This window comes from Pseudomonas sp. zfem003, from assembly GCF_032621675.1.
GTDB lineage: Bacteria > Pseudomonadota > Gammaproteobacteria > Pseudomonadales > Pseudomonadaceae > Metapseudomonas > Metapseudomonas otitidis.
In genome coordinates, this window is record NZ_JAVYJG010000008.1 from 339,969 (window position 1) to 359,633 (window position 19,665).

The 19,665-nt window shown below is 64.3% G+C and carries 22 protein-coding genes and 1 pseudogene; 22 read left to right on the forward strand and 1 reads right to left on the reverse strand.

Translation table 11 applies throughout. The annotated features are described in order from the left end of the window. Positions 1 to 47 precede the first annotated feature (47 nt). Genes RTK35_RS21120 through RTK35_RS21170 form a run of 11 tightly spaced genes read left to right on the forward strand, consistent with a single transcriptional unit; the run spans position 48 to position 8,606 of the window. Entirely contained in the window at positions 48 to 593 is a 546-nt protein-coding gene (locus tag RTK35_RS21120; protein WP_316908913.1) for a terminase small subunit, read from the forward strand. Continuing rightward, on the forward strand, positions 565 to 2,514 hold the full coding sequence (locus RTK35_RS21125) for a phage terminase large subunit family protein (RefSeq protein WP_316908914.1): 1,950 nt from the start codon (positions 565 to 567) through the stop codon (positions 2,512 to 2,514). The genes RTK35_RS21120 and RTK35_RS21125 overlap by 29 nt, the downstream gene beginning before the upstream one ends. Continuing rightward, positions 2,514 to 2,717 (forward strand): phage head-tail joining protein, encoded by a 204-nt coding sequence (locus RTK35_RS21130; protein WP_172433352.1) that lies wholly within the window; start codon positions 2,514 to 2,516, stop codon positions 2,715 to 2,717. The genes RTK35_RS21125 and RTK35_RS21130 overlap by 1 nt, the downstream gene beginning before the upstream one ends. Before the next feature lies 1 nt (position 2,718). Beyond that, positions 2,719 to 4,227, forward strand: coding sequence for a phage portal protein (locus tag RTK35_RS21135; protein ID WP_316908915.1), 1,509 nt, complete (start codon positions 2,719 to 2,721; stop codon positions 4,225 to 4,227). A gap of 7 nt (positions 4,228 to 4,234) precedes the next feature. Continuing rightward, complete coding sequence (locus RTK35_RS21140; protein ID WP_316908916.1) at positions 4,235 to 6,184, forward strand: prohead protease/major capsid protein fusion protein; 1,950 nt, start codon at positions 4,235 to 4,237, stop codon at positions 6,182 to 6,184. A gap of 60 nt (positions 6,185 to 6,244) precedes the next feature. Continuing rightward, on the forward strand, positions 6,245 to 6,475 hold the full coding sequence (locus RTK35_RS21145; protein WP_173180407.1) for a hypothetical protein: 231 nt from the start codon (positions 6,245 to 6,247) through the stop codon (positions 6,473 to 6,475). A gap of 32 nt (positions 6,476 to 6,507) precedes the next feature. Next, positions 6,508 to 6,861: a DUF2190 family protein gene (locus RTK35_RS21150; RefSeq protein ID WP_316908917.1), complete on the forward strand. Its 354-nt coding sequence runs from the start codon at positions 6,508 to 6,510 to the stop codon at positions 6,859 to 6,861. Positions 6,862 to 6,864: 3 nt separating this feature from the next. Further along, positions 6,865 to 7,182 (forward strand): hypothetical protein, encoded by a 318-nt coding sequence (locus tag RTK35_RS21155; RefSeq protein WP_172433356.1) that lies wholly within the window; start codon positions 6,865 to 6,867, stop codon positions 7,180 to 7,182. After that, a complete protein-coding gene (locus RTK35_RS21160; RefSeq protein WP_316908918.1) occupies positions 7,179 to 7,649 on the forward strand; it encodes a hypothetical protein in 471 nt (156 codons plus the stop codon). Before RTK35_RS21155 ends, RTK35_RS21160 begins: the two co-directional genes overlap by 4 nt. After that, on the forward strand, positions 7,646 to 7,819 hold the full coding sequence (locus tag RTK35_RS21165) for a hypothetical protein (protein ID WP_279811247.1): 174 nt from the start codon (positions 7,646 to 7,648) through the stop codon (positions 7,817 to 7,819). The genes RTK35_RS21160 and RTK35_RS21165 overlap by 4 nt, the downstream gene beginning before the upstream one ends. Before the next feature lie 7 nt (positions 7,820 to 7,826). Beyond that, positions 7,827 to 8,606: a hypothetical protein gene (locus RTK35_RS21170; RefSeq protein ID WP_316908919.1), complete on the forward strand. Its 780-nt coding sequence runs from the start codon at positions 7,827 to 7,829 to the stop codon at positions 8,604 to 8,606. Between the two features lie 578 nt (positions 8,607 to 9,184). On the opposite strand, the gene RTK35_RS21175 is transcribed toward RTK35_RS21170, so the two are convergent. Further along, on the reverse strand, positions 9,185 to 9,514 hold the full coding sequence (locus RTK35_RS21175; RefSeq protein ID WP_316908920.1) for an Arc family DNA-binding protein: 330 nt from the start codon (positions 9,512 to 9,514) through the stop codon (positions 9,185 to 9,187). A 120-nt stretch (positions 9,515 to 9,634) separates the two neighbouring features. Between RTK35_RS21175 and RTK35_RS21180 the strand changes: the two genes are divergently transcribed. From RTK35_RS21180 to RTK35_RS21230, 11 genes and pseudogenes are all read left to right on the forward strand, one after another. Further along, on the forward strand, positions 9,635 to 9,796 hold the full coding sequence (locus tag RTK35_RS21180) for a hypothetical protein (protein ID WP_316908921.1): 162 nt from the start codon (positions 9,635 to 9,637) through the stop codon (positions 9,794 to 9,796). A 64-nt stretch (positions 9,797 to 9,860) separates the two neighbouring features. After that, positions 9,861 to 10,799, forward strand: coding sequence for a phage antirepressor N-terminal domain-containing protein (locus RTK35_RS21185; RefSeq protein ID WP_316908922.1), 939 nt, complete (start codon positions 9,861 to 9,863; stop codon positions 10,797 to 10,799). Then, entirely contained in the window at positions 10,796 to 11,530 is a 735-nt protein-coding gene (locus RTK35_RS21190; RefSeq protein WP_316908923.1) for a Rha family transcriptional regulator, read from the forward strand. The genes RTK35_RS21185 and RTK35_RS21190 overlap by 4 nt, the downstream gene beginning before the upstream one ends. A gap of 371 nt (positions 11,531 to 11,901) precedes the next feature. After that, on the forward strand, positions 11,902 to 12,786 hold the full coding sequence (locus RTK35_RS21195) for a BRO family protein (protein ID WP_316908924.1): 885 nt from the start codon (positions 11,902 to 11,904) through the stop codon (positions 12,784 to 12,786). 89 nt (positions 12,787 to 12,875) lie between these two features. Further along, entirely contained in the window at positions 12,876 to 13,223 is a 348-nt protein-coding gene (locus tag RTK35_RS21200; protein WP_316908925.1) for a hypothetical protein, read from the forward strand. A gap of 54 nt (positions 13,224 to 13,277) precedes the next feature. Next, positions 13,278 to 13,580, forward strand: a complete 303-nt coding sequence (locus RTK35_RS21205) for a hypothetical protein (protein ID WP_316908926.1) — start codon at positions 13,278 to 13,280, stop codon at positions 13,578 to 13,580. A 101-nt stretch (positions 13,581 to 13,681) separates the two neighbouring features. Then, on the forward strand, positions 13,682 to 16,423 hold the full coding sequence (locus tag RTK35_RS21210) for a tape measure protein (protein ID WP_316908927.1): 2,742 nt from the start codon (positions 13,682 to 13,684) through the stop codon (positions 16,421 to 16,423). A gap of 14 nt (positions 16,424 to 16,437) precedes the next feature. Next, complete coding sequence (locus tag RTK35_RS21215; protein WP_316908928.1) at positions 16,438 to 16,950, forward strand: hypothetical protein; 513 nt, start codon at positions 16,438 to 16,440, stop codon at positions 16,948 to 16,950. A gap of 1 nt (position 16,951) precedes the next feature. After that, complete coding sequence (locus RTK35_RS21220) at positions 16,952 to 18,709, forward strand: hypothetical protein (protein WP_316908929.1); 1,758 nt, start codon at positions 16,952 to 16,954, stop codon at positions 18,707 to 18,709. A 2-nt stretch (positions 18,710 to 18,711) separates the two neighbouring features. Next, positions 18,712 to 19,107 carry a hypothetical protein gene (locus RTK35_RS21225; protein ID WP_316908930.1) on the forward strand — a complete coding sequence of 132 codons (396 nt, stop codon included), beginning with the start codon at positions 18,712 to 18,714 and terminating at the stop codon, positions 19,105 to 19,107. Then, positions 19,104 to 19,665: pseudogene (locus RTK35_RS21230) on the forward strand (hypothetical protein); the annotation flags it as partial. The gene RTK35_RS21225 and the pseudogene RTK35_RS21230, both read left to right, overlap by 4 nt.

The window sequence follows — 19,665 nt, forward strand, 5'->3', positions numbered from 1 at the left end:
CGACATCTATGTATGACCTTTTTTCAGGGGTTGGTTGTTGTTTAGTCATGGCCAAAAACGAAACAACCAGGCAGCCGGGATGGTTGAACAAATCCGAGATGGCGAAGTCGCTCGGCATTTCCCCGCAAGCCTTTGATAAATGGGGCGTTGAGCCAATCGCCCGCATCGGTCGCGAGGCGTTTTATCGCGTGCAGGATGTGGTGCAAAACCGCCTCGACAACGCGGCAAAGAAACACCAACCCAGCGGTACAGATGGCGAGGTTATCGATCCGCTGATCGAGTACAAGCTGATGCAGGAGCGCCTGCGTCTCACCACGGCCCAGGCCTACGCGGTCGAGCAGAAGAACCAGGTGAACGACAAACTGTTGATACCAGCGCCTTTCGTCACGTTCGCCCTGGAGAAAATCGCCTCGAAGATAGGTTCCAAACTCGAAACCGTCGGCAAGACCGTAAGCCGCCGCCACCCGGACATCGACGCTCGGATACTCGAAACCACGGAGCGCGAGATCGCCCTGGCCCGCAACATCGCCTCTCAGTTCGGCGACGAAATCCCGGGATACCTCGATGAGTACCTTGCAACCTTGGATCAGTGACCTCGGCAAAGCCGTACGGTTAGGGCTGCAGGGCCTGTATAAAGAACCGCCGATGACCGCGGTTCAGTGGGCCGACGAACATTTCTACATGTCGTCCGAGTCTTCGTATCACGAAGGCAAGTGGACGACTGACCCATTTCAGGTCGCCATCCTGAACGCTATGGGCAATGACCTGATCGCCGTAGTCAACTTCGTGAAGTCGGCGCGGATCGGTTACACCAAGCTTCTGATGGCCAACATCGGCTACAAGCTGCAGCACAAGCGCCGCAACATCGTGATGTGGAGCCCAACGGACACTGATTCAAAGGGCATCAGCAAGCGTCACGTCGATGGCATGATCCGCGATGTTCCTGTGATCAAGGACCTGGCGCCTTGGTTTGGCAAGAAGCACCGCGACAACACCATCGAAGCAAAGACCTTCTCGAACCGGAAAAGCCTGTGGATTCGCGGTGGTACCGCATCGGGTAACTACCGCGAGCTTTCGGCTGACGAAGCAATCTACGACGAGCTGTCGAATTTCGACCCGGACATCGAGGGCGAGGGCGATGCCGTCACCCTGGGTGACAAACGCCTCGAAGGCGCCACCTACCCGAAGTCGATCCGCGGCTCCACGCCCAAGAAGGCCGGCAGCTGCCAGATCAACAAGGCCGCCGAAGAATCGCCGATCCGCCTGCGCTTCTACGTGGCTTGCCCGCACTGCCAGCACGAGCAAACGCTGAAGTTTGGTGGCAAGGATTGCGGCTACGGCCTCAAGTGGGAAAAGGACGAGCTCGGTCAGGCCACAAAAGCCTGGTACGTGTGCGAGTGCTGCGCCGAGCGCTTCTACCATCAGGACATGGTGGCAGCGGCTCCGCACGGCCGCTGGATCTGCGATGTCACTGGCATCTGGACGCGTGACTCAATGGACTGGTTCGATAAGGACGACCAGCCGATTCGCACGCCCAAGTCCGTCGCCTTCTACTGCTGGGCTATCTACAGCACTTGGTCGGCCTGGCTGAAGATCGCCGAGGAGTGGCTGAAGATCAAAGGCGACCGCGAGAAGCTGATCACCTTTACAAACACCACGCTTGGCGAGATGTGGGAGGAGATTCAGGCCAAGGTCGACTGGGAAGAGCTCTATGGGCGCCGCGAGGTGTGGACCGGCCAGGTTCCGCTGCGTGCCGTGGTGCTCACCGGCTTCATCGACACCCAAGACGACCGCCTCGAAGGCCGTGTTTGGGCGTTTGGCCAAGGCGAAGAGGCTTGGCTGGTTCACCGCTTCATCCTCATGGGTGACCCGGCCAGCGAGGAGTTGCAGCGCAAGGCCGGCATCGAGTTGCAACGGCAGTTCACCCGTGCGGACGGCCTAGTGATGAAGGTTGATCGGTGGGGCTGGGACTCCGGCGGCCACTACACCGATGAGGTGTACGCCGCCAGCCGCAAGCACGGCCTGCTCTGGGTCATTCCGACCAAGGGTGCCAGCCAGTACGGCAAGCCAATCGCCAACATGCCGCGCACCAAGAACAAGGCCAAGGTCTACCTGACCGAGATCGGTACCGATAATGCCAAGGAGCTGATCTACAGCCGCCTCAAGCTGCCGGTCGATACCGCAAAGTCGCAGGCCGGCGAATGCCAGCCTGGCGTGATCCACCTGCCAGCCAACAGCGACATCTGCGACGAAAGCGAGGTCAGGCAACTCACCTCCGAGGTAAAGGTGCCCAAGGTTGTCAATGGTTTGCGCGTGCATCGCTGGGATGCCCAAGGCCGCCGCAACGAAGCACTCGACTGCCTGGTTGGCGCCATTGCCGCGCTGCGCATCAGCCAGCAGCGCTTCGGCCTGGACCTTGACGCACTTGCGGAACAACCGCAGCCCGGTGGCGACGCCGCCAACTCTGACGACGAGCGCCCCCGCGCCAAATCCTCCTTCTGGAGCAAACCCTGATGACCTACACCATCGAGCAGTACCAGAAGCTCAAGGCGGCCCTGGCCGGCGGCGAGCTTCAGGTGCGTTATGCCGATCGCTCCGTCACCTACCGAAGCGCGGACGAGATGCTGCGCATCCTCCGGCAGATGGAGAGCGAACTCGGGCTCAACGCCAACAACAACCACGGGCGCCGCTACGCCTCCTTCTCCAAAGGCTACTGACATGGGCTTTCTCGACACCCTGCTTCCCGGCATGGCCGCGAAGCGCGCCGAGGCTCGCCTGCGGAAAAAGAAGCTGGACCTGCAGATCGACATCCTTGAGCGCCGCTTCGAAGGTGCCGCCAAGGGGCGTCGGAACGATGGCTGGCGCAGCAGCGGTACCGACGCGAACGCAGAGATCGGCCCGGCCCTGGCACGCCTGCGCAACCGAGCGCGCGACCTGCGCCGGAATAACCCCTATGCCGAGCGGGCCATCACCGGCATTGCCGACAACGTAGTGGGCGCCGGCATCGTCCCGCGTCCGCTGGCCAAGTCCGCCCGCGCCAACAAGAGGCTGGTCGACCTGTGGAAAGCCTGGGGCGAGGAGACGCTCTGCGACGCCGACGGCCTGGAGAACTTCTACGGTCTGCAGCACAAGATCATGGAGGCCGTGCCGGAGGGCGGCGAGGTGCTGGTGCGTCGCCGCTGGCGCAAGTCCACCGATGGCCTGCCGGTGCCGATGCAACTGCAGGTCCTGGAGGCCGACTTCCTTGACGAGGAGAAGAACGGCCCGAACGGCAACAACGAGATCATCCAGGGCATCGAGTTCAGCCCCATCGGCAAGCGGGTGGCCTACTGGCTCTTCGACCAACACCCCGGCTCGAACAGCGCCTGGCGCACCTCGCCATCCCGGCGCATCCCGGCGGAAGACGTCATCCACGTCTTCTTGCCCAAGCGGCCCGGCCAGGCCAGGGGCTACAGCTGGTTCGCGCCGGTGATGCAGCGCCTGCGCAACTTCGACGAGATGGAAGACGCCGTCATGGAGCAGGCCAAGATCGCCGCCTGCTTCGCCGCGTTCGTCGTGAAGGACGACAGCTCTACCAGCGCCCGCAAGCCGCCGCCCCTGGTTGAACGGGTAGAGCCCGGGATCATCCAGGAGCTGGCCCAGGGCGAGGATGTCACCTTCGGCACACCGCCAACCTTCAACGGCTACGACTCCTACGCCTGGCAGGGGCTGCACGCCATCTCCGTCGGCCTGGGGGTTCCCTACGAACTCACCACCGGCGACCTGAAGGGCGTGAACTTCTCCAGCGGCCGGATGGGCTGGCTGCACTTCGCCCGCCGGGTCGACGTGTGGCAATGGCGGATGCTGATCCCCCAGCTGTGCGTCGGCGTATGGCGCTGGTTCATGGAGGCCCAGGCCTTGCTGCCAGGCGGCGTGCTCGAGGACGTGAAAGCCGAATGGACGCCGCCGCGCCGGGAGATGGTCGATCCGAAGTCCGAGATCGAGGCCGTGAAGCAGCGCCTGCGCAACGGCCTGGTCACCTGGCCGGACGCCCTGCGCGAGCTGGGCATCACCGATCCCCATGCCCACGCCAAGAACATCCAGGAAGCCAACGCCCTGCTCGACGAGCTCGGCCTGATCCTCGACTGCGACCCCCGCAAGGTGCTCGCGGCTGGATCGGCAGCGGCTGCCACCAACACCACCACAGAGAAGCCGAAAAATGCCGCAGACGACCAACAAGACGCATGAGACCCCCATGCTCACGCTGCGCGCCGCGGTAAGGCCGGACACGGTCGACATCGAGGCCCGCACCGTAGAGCTGGTCTGGACCACCGGCGCCAAAGGGCGCCGCTGGAACTGGGACGTGGGCTACTACCTGGAGGAGCTGGAAGTCAGCGACTCCGCCGTCAAGCTCGACCGCCTCAACAACGGAGCACCCTTGCTCAACGTCCACAACCAGTGGGAGCTCAGTTCCGTGCTGGCCGTGGTTGAGCGGGCCTGGCTGGAGAACGGGGAGGGCAAGGCCCTTGTTCGCTTCAGCCAGCGCGAAGACGCCGACGAGGTGTTCCGCGACGTGAAGGACGGAATCCTCCGCAACATCAGCGTCGGCTACACCGTGCACCGCTACGTCCTCGTCGAGGGCGGCGACGACACCATGCCCCTCTACCGTGCTGTGGACTGGGAGCCCATGGAGCTCTCCCTGGTCCCCGTCGGCTTCGACGACGGAGCCAAGGTCCGCAGCGCCAAGACGCCGGCCGAATACGACGGCCAGCGCTTCAACACCGTTTTCGAAACTCGGGAGGCCGAAGCGCCTACCGACCAACCGGCCGCCGTGGCCAACCCCCAAGAGGAAACCGAGATGACCGAAGAAGAGAAACGCGCGGCCGAAGAGCTGATCCGCCGTGAAGCAGCCGAGGCCGAGCGCAAGCGCGGCGTAACCATCCGCACCATGGCCAAGAAGGCGGGCCTGGATGACGACTTCGCCGAGGACCTCGTAGCCCGGGGCGTATCGACGACCGAAGCCAGCGCCGCCATGTTCGACAAGCTGGCCGAGCGTCAGCAGAAGGACCAGCCGGAAACCCGCAACACCCTGCCCACCGGCGGCCAGGACCAGGGCGTCCTGCTGGCCAAGCGCTCCGCGATGCTCAATGCACTGCTCCATCGCTGCAACTCCTCCATCAAGCTGGAGGAGGACGGTCGCGAGTACCGCGGCATGCGCCTGATAGACATGGCCCGCGAGGCCATCGAACAGGTGGGTGGCAGCGTGCGTGGCATGACCCCGCAGGAAGTCGCCCGCGCCGCCCTGGGCTGTGACCGCCAGGCCATGCGCGCCGCCGGCATGAATTCCACCAGCGACTTCCCTCTGCTGCTGGGCAGCACCGTCAACCGTACCCTGCGTGACGCCTACCAGCTGGCGCCGCAGACCTGGCGCCCGTTGGGCCGTCAGACCAGTGTCCCTGACTTCCGCGCCGTCACCCGCGCCGCCCTGGGCGATATCTCCGCGCTGGAGAAGGTGCAGGAGCACGGCGAGTACAAGTACGGCACCATGAGCGAGGACGGCGCCCCGCTGAAGGTGGCCAAGTTCGGCAAGATCATCGCCATCACCTGGGAAGCGATCGTCAACGACGACCTCGGCGCCCTGTCGCGTGTTCCCCAGGCCCTGGGCAATGCCGCCGCGCAGACCGAGTCCGACGTGGTCTGGTCGCTGCTGCTGGGGAACCCGAACTTCACCGACGGCAACCCGGTGTTCGACGCCTCCCACGGCAACGTGGCTGCCAGCGGCGGTCCCATCAACACCTCCACCCTGGCCGCCGCCCGCGCCGCGATGCGCAAGCAGAAATCCAAGGCCGGCCACTACCTCAACCTCGGCCCGGAATACCTGGTGGTCGGCCCGGACAAGGAGCTGGAGGCCTACCAGTTCACCAGCTCCAACTACGTGCCGGCGAAGAACGCTGACATCAACGACAGCCGCAACACCTCGCTGATCGTGATCGTCGACGCCCGGATCACCGGCAACCAGTGGTACCTCTACGCCGCCCCCGGCGTCGTGGACACCTTCGAGTACGCCTACCTTGAGGGCGAGCCTGGCGTCTTCACCGAGACCCGCGAGGGCTTCGAGGTGGACGGCATGGAGATCAAGGCCCGCCTGGTCTTCGGCGCCGCCTGGATCGACTACCGCGGTGTCTATAAGAACGCCGGCGCCTGACCGCCAGCCACCAACCCCTACAGGGCGCCTCCGGGCGCCTTTTCTGTTTCAGGAGACTCCATGGACAACCAGCACAAGAAGATCACCGGATACCGGGATCTGACCCAAGCCGAGATCGACGGCATGAATTCCATCAAGGCCCTTGAGGCCGACGCCGGTGCGCTGTTCAAGCAGATCCAGCAGGTGGAAGGCGTCGACCAGCGCGAGCTGGCTCTGGCTCGCACCAAGCTGCAGGACGGCTTCATGCGCTTCGTTCGCGCCATCGCCCGTCCGGCTGACCCCTTCGCCTGAATCGCCAACCCATTCCCCTCTCGAGGTGACCCATGAAATCGTTCATCCAGCACGGCGACTGCATCACCGTACCCGCGCCCACCGGCGGCACCCTGTCCGGCCAGCTCTACAAGGTCGGGTCCATCATCGGCGTGGCAGCCACCACCGAGGCGGCTGGTGACCCGGTCGTGCTCAAGCTCACCGGCGTCTTCGAGCTGACCAAGACCAGCGCCCAGGCCTGGGCTGTCGGCGACCCGGTGTTCATGAACACCACCAGCCGCTCGCTCTCCAACGCCTCGTCCACCGGCCTGGTACTGGTCGGCGTGGCCACCGAGGTCGCTGCCAACCCGTCCTCGGTCGGCCGCGTGCGCCTCAACGGCGTCTCCGCCCCGGCCGCCGTGGCGTAAGCCATGGCCTGGGCCGATATGCGCGACCGCATGCATGAGCGCGTGGTCGCGCACCTCAACGACGGCACCGCCGAGTACAACGCCAACGACGGCACGCCCCCAGTTCGCTGCCTGCCAGTGATCGTGGAGAACAACCTGATGCAGAACGGCCCGGATGGCCTCATGCGTTCGGACGCGATCGGCGTGACCTGGCGCAAGCAGCTCCTGGAGACGGCCGAGCGCGGCGGGATCTTCACCCACTGCGGCCGCCGGCTGATCGTCGAGCAGGTCATCGCGGACGACGGCCACATGGTGACCGCCGCCTGCATGGAGGACGCATGAGCAACATCCTCACCGCCGTCCGCCTGGCCTTGCTGGAGCGTGTCCAGGGCATCACCGCTGCGAATGGGTACCGGACCAGCATCGGCGACCACCTCAAGACCGGGTGGCTGAACGAAGTGCTGGGCGAGAAGAACCTCCCGGACCAGTTCGCGCTGGTGCAGCGGGCCAAGAACAACCCGCCGGAGCCTGGGCCCGCTGCGATCAAGGTGCACTGCGGCTTCTTCGTGGTCGGCCTGATCAAGGCGGACCTCCTCAGTTACGAGGAAGCGCTCGAAGCCATGGAGCTCGACATCTGCCAGGCCTTGATGCCGCGCCAGGGAGGCTTCCCGGCCGGATTCCCGAAAGGGGTAACCGCTTTAACGCTCGGCGCCACCGAGTCCTTCCCGCCCGGGGATGGCCAGCGCCATGCCGGGGTACTCGTTCCCGTCCACATCACCACCATCATCCAGGAGCAGATCCGCCGATGAGCACCGAGAAAACCGTGCAGCTGGTCGAGGTCGAACTCGCCGGCGAGCACCGCCACAACGGCGTCGACCACAAGGCCGGCGACAAGATCAAGGTCACCCCAAAGCAGCAGGCGTTCCTCCAGAGCGCCCAGAAGCTCAAGGGCACCGCAACCGCAGCCACCAAGGAGTGACTGAGCCATGGCAACCAGAAAAGAGACAGTGGTCATTGGCGGCCACCTGAAGGCGCGCGAAGCGGGCAGCGGCCTGCCCTTCCAGAAGGTCGGCCTGGTGAGCACCATCCAGCACACCACCGAGACCAACAGCCTGTCCCTGGCCGACACCACCACCCCCCAGGGTGGCGAGTACGACAGCCTGGACCGCGTCACCTCGGTGGGCCTGTCCATCAACTTCCGCGAGATCTACACCTGGGTGCTGGCCGCCCTGGTCTGGGGTAGCGCCACCAGCGTCGCCGCCACCACCATCACCGGCGAGAAGCACACCGCCGCCACCGCCGGCACCATCGCCCTGGACAAGATGCCCCTGGCCATCTCCGGCGTGAGCAACGAAGCCGGCACCACCGACTACGACGAGTTCGACGACTGGGTCATGACCGGCTCCGGCATCGAGGTTGTGGCCGGCGGCGCGCTGGATACCGCCATCAAGGCCGCCCCGTCCGGCACCCCGTTCAAGGTCAGCGTCGACTACAGCTCCGCCGCCGTAGACGTGATCGAGGCCCTGACCAACTCCGGCAAGACGTTCGAATTCCTCTTCGAGGGCGAGAACGCCGCCGGCACCCAGAAGCGGGTCGAGGCCAGGTTCTTCCTGTGTCGCCTCAACCTCGCCACCACCATGGACTGGATCAACACCGAAGACTTCGGTGGATTCGAGGCCACGGCCAAGGTGCTGCGCGACGACAGCAAGGTCGGCGCCGGCGTCTCGAAGTACTTCAGGATCAAGAAGGAGTTGGTGGCGGCCTGATCGGACGCACTGAAAACAGCCGAGCCCCGGCGGCGTAACCCCGGGGCTTTAGAGCTATCTCAGTGCTTTGGCCCAAGCGCTTAATTGTGATCCTGAGTCACTTTTAAAAACTCAGCGCGCCCGAGAAGGAGCGGGTGGCGGTGTAACGAGAAAGCCCCGCTCTAGGGCGGGGCTTTTTGGGTACTGAACCATAGTGGGATTGTCCCACTTTGATCTGGGTTACCGCCCCGAAATGAGCAACCGTCAAGATTTCCTTGATGGTTGATGCGATCTCTGCCGTGTCGGGAAACTTGATTCACCAAATCGGGTGAATCAAGTTGCTCACCCGATTTGATGCTTGGGGTTGATTGTGGCGCGTGGTCTGGTCAGATGCCCACTGATTCCCGCTCCCCGGAATTGGTGAGCGGACTGTGAAGAGGCGGTAGTCGGTCAACCTCTGCGCCCGAGATTTTGAGCTCCCCAGATCGGGGGAGCTCAAATGTTCGACAACCCAGTAGATATTCGCGACTTCTTGGCAAATCCGGTTTCCGCCCCGAATTGGGCAACTATGGTCATTTCGACATGCACCAGGAGCTGAGCTACCTCTTGGGCTTTGCCCGAGTCTGCGGGGCTTTAACCACGGAGTCCTTCAGTTTTTGCTCTCGCTCTTCCAGCTGTGCGAAGTACTCGGGCCCGCCTTTGGCGTCGAGCGATTTGAGATGGACCTCGACGCTTTGCATGAGCCGGCGCATCTCTTCCCAATCGTAGTTGCGAAGGGACTCATGCTGCTCGGGAGACAGGAAAGAGTCTTCCAATCTCGCGATGATTTCGGCTGTAGCTGACCGCTTGTTCTCCTGGGCGGCGGTCATAACTTTCTCGCGCAGCTCGGCCGGGATTCTCAGGTTGAATTGCGGGTCGGTGCGGCTCATAGGCGTCCTTTTGTAAACCAAAATGCGTTGACAACAAACAGGATGCATCACGGTGCTATTGACGGCAATGAAGCACCGTTCTACATTTCCTGTGAAGCACCGTGATGCATGGAGATAATCATGGAATCGAAGAAAGCGTTGCCAATCTTGGTTCGCCCAGGTCAGGAGGTTAAGGCGTGGGTGGAGCGAAAAGCTAAGGAGCAGGACCGAAGCATGAATTGGATCGTCAGCAAAATTCTTGAGAGGGAAATGCGGGATGAAATGCAAAAACAGCAGGCATGAAAAAGCCCCAGTCGCGCCAACGACTAGGGCTTCGGGTGTGAAGACTTTGGAAGGAGTTCACGAGATGAATAGTACCGCAGGAAACACGGATTGCAATGTCCAGGCTCGGACGGGGCTGGTGATTCCGTTTCGCCAGAAAGAGCTTCTGCTCGTGGATCACGACGGCACGCCCTATGTGCCGATGAAGCCTGTTGTAGATGGCATGGGGCTGGCTTGGCAGACTCAGCACCGAAAGCTGTTAACTGGGCGATTTTCCTCAACTGTCACCGAAATGGTGATAGTTGCTCAGGATGGCAAACAACGCGAAATGACCTGCTTGCCACTTCGCAAGTTGACCGGCTGGCTGATGTCTATTCATCCCGGCAAGGTCCGTCCAGAGCTTAGGGACAGGATCATCGACTTTCAGAACGAGTGCGATGACGTGCTGTGGGCGTACTGGAATGACGGTCTGGCGGTTCGTGGCAAAGCTTCCGAAGACGCTGTCTCGATCATCGGGCGGACCATCGGCACCGACGGCTTCCACTGCCTGGCGGCCGTAGTCGACGGCAAGACCAAGCGCCTCCCGGCGGCACTGCGGCGCGGTGCCAAGAACCACCTCTGGTCTCAGGTGCACAAGGCCTTCAGCGTCGTGACCGCCGAGGATATCCCGGCCAATCAACTGGACGCTGCCCGCAACTTCGTCGCCGCCTACGCCTTGGAAGGGGAGTGGCTGGGGCGTGATGCCCTGGAGGGCTTCGGTGGCCTGATCGGCAAGAAGCTCAAGGGTTCCGAGCGCTGGATGGTCTCCGTCGACCACACCGGCCAGGAGCAGTACACCCCGATTCCGGAGAACGCCAGCGTGCTGAGCTACGAAGACCTGATCGCCGGCATGGTCTCCACCCGGGGTGACATCCCGGTTTCGACCGACGAGATGTTCGAGTTCATGATGGCGGCGCTGACCAACCTCAAGTGCCGTACCGACAACATGCAGCACATGCTGCGCAACCAGAGGGCTGCAGCATGAGCGAGGTCATCAACCGCACCACCACCATGAGCAGTCGGGAGATCGCGGCGCTCACCGAAAAGCAGCACCAACACGTCAAGCGCGATATTGAAAGGATGCTTGCCGAGCTTGGGGAAGATGCGTCCAATTTTGGACGCATCTATTTCGACAGCATGAACCGGGAGAAAACCGAGTATCTGCTGGACCGTGACCACGTTGAATGCCTGCTCGCAGGCTACAGCGCACCGCTTCGCATGAAGGTAATCCGCCGGCTCCATGAACTGGAGGACGCAGCAGGGTACCGCCTGCCAATCGAGCGCAAGCTGCCCACTGCTGCCGACAGCTTCAACGCCGGCCTGGTGATCGCCAAGGCCCTCGGGCTTGACGGCAACCAGGCGGTGCTCAGCGCCAACCGGATGGTGGCTGCAACCCTGGGCGTCGACGTGATGCAGATGGCCGGCGTACAGCACCTGGTGTGCGAATCGCAGGAGATGACCTTCACCCCGAGCGAGATGGGGTGCAGGCTCGGTGGCATGAGCGGCCAGGGAGTCAACAAGCTGCTGGAGCGGTGCGGCCTGCAGCGGTCGTTCGAGTACCGCAAAGGCCGGAAGCGCTGGGAGGTCCTGCCGGACGGCAGGCCCTTCGCCGTGATCGTGGACACCGCCAAGAAGCACAGCGACGGTGCGCCGGTGCAGCAGATCCGCTGGAAGGAATCGGCCTTGGACCGTCTCGCGCCAGCGCTGACGCCGTAGCCAAGCCCGAAAGGGTACGCACGAACTGCGTACCCTTGCCCTGCTGGGATGTCCTCAGATTTGAGGGTATCTGGATGTGCTCAAATCTGAGCACATCTCAAGCTTGACGATTCTGGGTAGTGCCTGTAGTTTTCGAGCGTCGCCGCAAATTCGGCGACCTGGGATTGGCCTCCCGGAATTCGTTGGCGGACACGACCGCCCTAGAGCGGTTTTTTTGTGTCCAAAGCATGGCAGCACCTGCGTTATGGGTGGGGCCGTGTGGGCACTCGAAAGAGTGGCCGGTGCCAACGACCGGTAGGCCAACCCGCACGGTTCCGCTCTCCCCATTGGCCTGGGGAAGTGGTGCACAGCCAGAATCGTTGGAGACGCCCATGAACACCGCCCAGGTAATCCCGTTCCAGTTCGAAGCCCAAGAAGTACGCACCCTGCTGATCGACGGCCAGCCGTGGTTTTGCGCGACTGATCTGTGCTCAGTTCTTGGGTATCTGAACGCCCCCGATGCAATCAGAAAGCACTGCCGTGAGGCTGGTATAGCGAAACGCGACATCAGCTCTGGAGGCCAGAAACGCAGCGTGACCTTCATCAATGAAGGCAACCTCTACCGCCTCATCATCAAGAGCCGGAAGGAAGAGGCGCAACGCTTTGAGACCTGGGTGTGCGATGAGGTGTTGCCGGCGATCCGCAAGCACGGTCGATACGAAGACCCCGATGGCCGCATGCAGACCCTGATCGACCAGACCATCGGGACCGACGGTTTCCACATGCTGGGCGCGCTGATCAAGGGCAAGGTCTCTTCACTGCCCGCCCATGAAAAGCGCAGCGCCACGGCGAAGATCTGGTCGCAGACTCACGCGGCCTTCGGGGTTCGCTCCGCAGCCGACATCCCGGCCAGCCAGTTGGATGCCGCGCGCAACTTCATCGCCGCGTACGCCCTGGACGGAGAGTGGCTGCCGAAGGAGCGGGCCAAGGGCGCTTACGAGCTGGATTTCTACGCCGCTCAGGACCTGAACAACCTGATCCATTACACGGCCTGGGTGAGCTACAAGTGGTCCCAGATCAGCCCGGCGGTAAAGGCGCTGAACCCTCGCTATCACGCGGGAACCTGGGAGTTCTTCGAGTACGCCCAGCGCGCGGCCGACAGGCTGGAGCGAGCACTGCCGGAGCTGATAGACGATTTCCGCAGCAGAGAAGGGGGCGGCCTTCGCCCCAGCGAGTGCCTCGCCAAAGGCGTCTCCCCGGGCTGCCCGGCAGACTGATCCTGCTCACACGCCCTAACCCAGCCTTGTGCTGGGTTTCGGCGCTGGTGCTCTGCTACATTCCCGCCACCAGTGTAAGGAGGTGCAGGATGCAGCAGTGCCCGAAGTGCAGCTATGAATTCACGATGCGCGAGATTCAGGAGAAGACCCCGTGCCCGAAGTGCGCCCAGTGGGCCGCAATCGATGCCAGGGCTGAAGAGATAGTGCAGGAGCGCCGCACGCAGACCGCAGGACGCTCTGCCACGGTCAACAAGGCGATGGAGGGCATGGCAGGTGCACAGCCGGTGGTCGTAGTCGACTTCCGCATGGATTTCCTATCGCTGGTGAAGCTCTTCTTCAAGGCAGGTCTCGCTGCAATCCCGGCGCTGATAATGGTCAAGGTGGTGCTGTTCGTTTTTTCGGCGCTGATTGGGATGCCATCCGGCCTTTTAGGTTGACGATTTCTATTCAACAAACCCGCTTCGGCGGGTTTTTTTATGCCTGGAGGATTCATGAGCAACATCGGAAAGAGCGTGATCAAGAAGGTCGGTGAGCGGGAGGTGATCTGCCGCGAGCTGACAGTTTCGCAGGTGCGGGGGCTGGTCCTGAGTTCCGGGGCTCCCGATCTAATTTCGGACTTCCTCTTCGAGGAGATCCGCCTCCGCGATCTGCCCACCTTCACCAACCTGTCGGCAGAGGACGTGGATGAGATGTACCCCTCCGACCTAGCGGCTGTGGTGCAAGGCTGCCAGGAGGCCAACCCGCATTTTTTCGGGCTGCTGGCGAGGGATGCCAAAGCCCGCGCCAGTTCGTGAGGGAGCTGGATGCCAGCATCTGCTCCCTGACCCTCTTCGGCCACCAGCGGGTGCTCGACTACCCGTGGTCGCTGTTTCTCTCTGCCCTCAAGGGGTAACCCATGGAAAAAATTGAACTGGTCCTGACGGCTGACCCATCTCAGGCCAAGCGGGGCGTTGCTGCCCTGCGCAGCGAGTACGAGAAGTTCGCCCGGGAGGTGGAGCGCCCTCTGTCTGGTATCGACACCCTCAGGTCGTTGCAGGAGTCCGCCAAAGCCGCGTCTGCCGAGTACTTCTCCGCCCGCCGCCGCCTGCAGGGGCTGAAGGACGCCGCTGCCAACGCGACGACGCCTGTCCGTGGGCTCGCCCAGGAGATCGGCAAGGCCGAAGGGAAGCTGGCCAGGGCCACCCGCGAGTTCGAGCGGCAGAAGGCAGCGGTGAACAGCCAGCGCGCGGAGTTGAAGGCCGCCGGCGTAGACACCCGCAACCTCAGCAGCGAGCAACAGCGCCTGCAGGCGGAGATGGCCAAGTTCCGCACCGACACGGCCCGCTCCGGCATCGCCCGTCTCGCTGCCGAGCAGAAGCGCGCCCAGGTTGCCGCCCGTGACCTGAGCCTCCAGCAGGCGCGCTCCAACCTGGGCGTCACCCAGGCCCGCGCCGCGCAGCAGACCATTGCCGACCTGCGCCGCCAGTACGAACTGCTGCGCTCCTCCGGCACGCTCACCACCCGTGAGCTGGCCATTGCGCAGGAGCAGCTCAATGCCAAGATCGCCCAGGCCAAGGGCGAGCTGCGAGGGCTGCAGGGCGGAGGCTCGGGTGGCGGGATTGCCGGGCTTGCTGCTCGGGGAGGGGGCGCCCTGGCCGCAACGGGCGGTATCGCAGGCCTGGCCCTGGCCAGCAGGGCCTACGCCAAGGCGCTCGACCCCATCAAGAATATGGAAGCCCAGCTGAAGCTGGCGACCTCTTCTCAGGAAGAGTTCAACCTGGCCCAGCAGGAGACGTTCCGCATCGCGCAGGAAAACCAGGCCCCCCTCGAGGACGTGGTGGGCCTGTATGCGCGGCTGGCTCCCGCCCTTAAGGAGGCTGGGCGGACCCAGGGCGACGCTATCAAGATCATCGACGCTGTGACCAAGTCGCTGCGTATCAGCGGCGCTTCGGCGGAAGAGACGGCGAGCACCATCCAGCAATTCTCCCAGGCGCTGGGGTCTGGCGTGCTCCGTGGCGAGGAGTTCAATACGATCTCCGAAAGTTCTCGTCGGCTGCTGAAAGCACTGGCGGATGGGCTCAACGTGAACGTTGGTGCGCTCCGCGGCATGGCTGCCGAGGGCAAGCTCACTGCTGGCGTCATTGCGGACGCGCTTGTAGGGCAGTTGCCGAAGCTGACGGCTGAAGCGGCAATGCTGCCTGAAACCTATGCGGGCGCAGTAACCAAGATGGCGAATGAAAACACGCTACTGCTCAAGTCGCTGGATGAACTGACCGGAGCTTCCAACAAGGCGATTGGTGGCGTGAATGCACTCGCTACAGCTATTGCGAAGCTCAGAGGTGGCGAGCTGGTCGACTCCTTCCGCTCACAGGCCAAGGGGGCCGGCGGCATCAAGAACGAGATGAGCGTGCTGCTCTCCCAGATCCGCGATCTTCAGACCGCCCGCGCCGGCCTGAGCCGTACGGACTCCACGGATACCTTCTTCTTCAAGTTCAAGTTCTACGACCGGGCCGAGGCCGATGCGGCAATCAAGGCCCTGGAGGGGGACCTGGAGAAGCTCAAGGCGCGCCTGCGTGAGGTGGAGGGTGCAGAGAAGGAGAGCAACGCCAAGCGCGAGCAGGAAGAGAAGACCGCTTCAGAGCAGCGCCGCAAGCTGAAGGAGCAGTCCTATCAGGATGACAAGAAGCTCCTTGAGCAGAGCCTGAAGGACGCCAAGGTGAGCCTAGCCGCCAGGGTCGCCGAGGAACGCAAGGCGGCCAGCGCACTGGAGAAGCGGCAGCAGGAGAAGCTGGACACCCAGACCCGCTATCAGGATGCACTGGCCAAGCTGCAGTCGGGGGGGGCCGGAAGCGATCCGTCCTACGGCGCCGCCAGCGCGATGAAGGTGGCCGCGCGTAATGCGCTGCAGGCGGGTGACGTGGAGGGCGCCAAGCGCCAGGCACAGGCCGCGCTGGCAATCATCCAGCAACTGACTGAATCCGGGCAGAACACCTACGGCTTCGAGGGCTTCGTAAAGGACCTGCAGGCCATCGAGCAGGCTGCAGACCAGAAGGGGATCACCGAGGCGCAGGCGAAGCTGGATATGGCCAAAGCCTCCGTTGCCGAGTTGCAGGCGCAGGTCGACAAGCTCTCGAAGGCCAAGGTCACCCCGGAGATGTCGGCCGAAGACAGGACCAAGCTGCTGACCGATATCCAGGAACTGGCCAAGACGCTCGGCACCCTGCTGACCATCCCGGTCACGCCGGTTGTCACGGCGCCATCTGCTCCCGCCGTGGAGAACAGTGATGTGCCGAAGCTGGCCACTGGCGGCCTTGTCCGGGGGCCTGGGACGGCCACCAGCGACAGCATCTGGGCTCGCCTGAGCAATGGCGAGGGCGTGATCAACGCCATGGCGGTGCGGCACTACGGGGCAGGGCTGATTCATCAACTGAACAGCTTGAGCGTGCCGAAGTTCGCCCAAGGCGGAGTGCTGGGCAGCTTGCCGGTGATTCCGCCCATGGCGGCCAAGCCGGCAGGTGCTCAGCTCGCCGACTACGGCCGCCTGACCATGGTCCTGCCCGGCGGCACACAGGTCCCGACCCTGGTGCAAGACAGCACCCACCAACTGCTGCGCCGCGAGGCGCGCATGCGCGGAAAGGGCGCCCCGCGCCCCCGATAACCTAAGGAGTCACCATGAACCCGATCCCGCCCGTCATGCTCGGCGGCGTCGAGCTGCGCCCGTGGAGTGGCCTGGTCGTGCAGGAGTACTCGCCCATCGGCGGTACCACGCTCGCCCGGCGCTCCGGCGGCGCCGCGGTGAAGATGCAGCACTGGCGCAAGACCGCGATCACGTTGCGTGGCAGCGGCTGGATGGGCCCCGGCCTGGCCGGCGTGGACTTCAGCCAGCCCGTAGAGCTGCGCTGTACCAAGCAGTTGAGCCTCACCACCACGGCCCTGACCGGGACCCTGCCCAGCGCCCCGCGCCAGGATTACGCCCCCTGGGTGATGGCGCTGGTGGGCCGTGAGTGGGAGCGGCACCCGGTGGCCATGGCTGGCCTGGCCTTCACCATCACCCCGGTACCGGGCGCCACGCTGTACCAGGTCTGTTGGATGCCGGTCTTCACCGTGTTCTGCGACGTGCCGGGGGAGTCCATGGACCCTTCGGCCGCGAGCCACGACTGGTCCATCACCGCCGAGGAGGTCTGACATGCAGTTGAACGGATCGCCGATCAACGGCGCCCCGCTGAACGGCTCCCAGTCTCGTGGCGCTGTGGCACCGCCCCAGACAATCGCGCCGGTGGTGAGCATGGTCTGGTCGGCGCGGCTGCTGCTCAACGGCGTGGACGCCAGCCACCTGCTGGCCGGGCGCATCACCACCCGGCGGGAGGAGGGCGCCCGGACCATCGCGGACGTCGATCTGCAGTTCCTGGACGATGCGGTCAACCCGGCCACCTACCAGGGCCAGGCCGTCGAGCTGTGGTTTCGCCACTGGGTGGCCGGGGCCTGGGTCGATCACCTGGTGTTCCGGGGCAAGGTCACCGGCCCGCAGTTCAGCCTGCAGACGCGGGTGCTGTCCTGCGAGTGCGCGGACCAGTTGAACGAGCAGGTGGAGCTGCTGGACCTCGCCACCATCGACGCCATCACCGGCGGGCTCTGGTCGGCGGACGTGTTCGAGGCGGTGGAAGGTCGGTCCCGCTGGGACTACGCCAGCGAGCGCATGAGCACCCGCCCGGCCAGCCTGCAACTCAGCCTGGAGGGTGCCCTGCAGGTGACGCCCTGGGCGACCAGCGCGCCGGCCTGGCTGATACCGGCGGGCACGGTGATGTTCCAGTCCGTGGAGTGGGTACCGGTGGAGCTGAGCGACCGCATCAACGTGGTGGAGATCGAGGCCGACTACCGGTTCAGCCGCCTGCGCGAACGCCACCAGCCGTTCTTCTGGGAGCACCCGGACTGGGTGGGACTGACCATCATCGACGGCTTCTGCTTCGAATGGCGGCACGACAGCACCGAGATGCCGGACATCGCCATGATCACCGAGGCCAGCCAGAGCGCGGGCTACCAGGCGGTGATCAATGCCGGCTGGGATCGCCTGCCGCCGTCGGGTTCCGGCGCGCTCTGTACGCCGCCCTCCAGCTGGCTGAACGAATACCCGGACCTGTTGGTGCGCGCCACCTGGACCAGCGCCATGCGCTGGGTGCAGCCGGTGACCGAGCAGTACACGCTGCGGGTGGAGGCGCCCGCCAGCATCGCCCAGGCCGGCGAGGTGGTGGAGCGCGAGCGCCTGGCCTTCGAGACCGAGAACGACCGCGCCTCATCGTTCGAGGATGCCGAGTTCACAGGGCCCGAGGCAGACGCCGTGCAGGACGCCCTCGGCGACTGGGTGGTGGACCTGCGCGAGGACGTGCGCCTGGGTGAGGGCATGACCTGCCTGATGCACGTAGGCCGCACCCGCATCCTGGGTGCGCACCGGGGCAACCGCTTCGTGTTCCAGCTGCCGGCGGCCGACGCCATGGGCATCCGCCTGGAGCACACGCTGCGGGTCGAGGACCAGGTGCTGGGCCGCTCCATCGCCTGCCAGGCCAAGGTGGCGGCCATCGCTCACGAGTGGGACCTGGATAGCGGCTCGGCCGTTACCACCGTCGAGCTGGCCGTCAGCCAGGGCGGCGGGGAAGTGAGCGACCCGCTGACGGTACCGCCGATCCCGGCGAGCACGCCGGCCGGTGAGGCGCCCACGCTGATTCAGTTGCCCAGCCAGTTCTCCGGCCACGTGGACAGTCCGCCCTACGACGAGGACCTGCTGGGCTTCGCCGGCAACTACACCAACTACAACTCGACCCAGGAACGGTTCGAGCGGCGCTTCGACATCGAGGCGCCGGAGATCCCCGCCGACCACCGCGACGAGTACGAGGTGCCCCAGGTACAGACGTACCGTGTGGTGGTGCCGACTGACCTACTGGAGCTGTAGCCATGACCCTCGCCGAAGAACGCGCCGCTACACGTAGCGGCGTGGCGTCCTCGCGCGCCTCCACGTTCAAGCGTGACCTCAACAGCCTGGAGACCGCCCGCCGGCAGACCCAGGTGCTCAATACCCTGGAACGCAAAGGGCTGCGAGCTGCGACACGGGGGCGAGGCGTGTGGAAGGAGCCGGCCAAGTCCGGTACCGGCGGCATCGCCAGCCCCCTGACCGAGAAGACTCGAACCGAGGGAACGAACACCGTCCCGGACCGCGACTACTACGGCACCGTGGTGGTGGCCACGTCGGACGGGATCTTCACCATGGAGATCAAGCCCATCAAGACGTTGCGCCTGGCCGATGCCGACGGCGCCGACGTGGTGGTGAACCTGGCGGAGCCTGCACCATGATGAACGTAGCGGGCATTCCCACGGACGAGGTGGTCATCTTCGGATGGCCCTGGCACGGCCTCGTGCGCAGCGCCACCAACCCCAGCCAGGGCGAGGTTGTGCTGCCGAACGGCACCGCGCGTGAGCATCCGCTGCCGGAACAGCTCTGGTACACCTACCGGGTCAGCGTGCCGGGCACGCCCAATGTGACACGCACGCCCGAGCAGCTGGCGTCCGATGCGGCGGCGGGGCGTTCCTGGTGGAACCAGGCCATCCTCTGCGGCTCCCAGTTCCAGCTCTACGGCCGGGACCTGGGCGGCTGGCTCTACTGTGCACCGGACGGCACCCGGTGGATCATCAACCTCGACGCCGGCACTGCCCGGCGCATGGGAGAGGTGGGTGGTTCTGCCGTGCTGAACACCATCAGCGTGAGCTGGCCGGCCGACAACGGCCAGGGCTCTCCGGCTATCGATTGGGGCACGGGCGATCCCGATGTCTACGTGTGGCGGCACCCGGTGCCGTGCGACATCAGCCCAGACGGGCGGCGGGCCGTGCTGATGCTCTACGCCAACGACCCCA